A 241-nucleotide genomic window follows, 5' to 3' on the forward strand; every position below is an offset into this window, starting at 1 on the left:
GAAGGCTTCCGCCCGCTCTGCGAAGAGCAAGGTTGACGAGGTTCGGGATCGTGCGCTTGGCAAGTGGAGCGAGCTCGAGGAAGCTTTCGACAAGCGCCTGAACAGCGCCATCTCGCGTCTCGGCGTGCCGAGCCGCAACGAGGTGAAGGAGCTGCACGGCAAGGTCGATACGCTGACCAGGCAGATCGAGAAACTCACCGGCGTCAGCGTCAAGCCGGCGGCGAAGGCAGCGGCCAAGCCT

At 64.3% G+C, this 241-nt stretch carries 1 protein-coding gene; it reads left to right on the forward strand.

Features of this window, described 5'->3' with window-relative positions; translation table 11 throughout:
- Window positions 1-241, forward strand: a 241-nt coding sequence (locus tag HJG58_RS18760; RefSeq protein ID WP_170249812.1) for a phasin family protein, incomplete at both ends; no start/stop codon positions are given.

Source organism: Acinetobacter geminorum, assembly GCF_013009345.1.
GTDB classification, from domain to species: Bacteria; Pseudomonadota; Gammaproteobacteria; order Pseudomonadales; family Moraxellaceae; genus Acinetobacter; species Acinetobacter geminorum.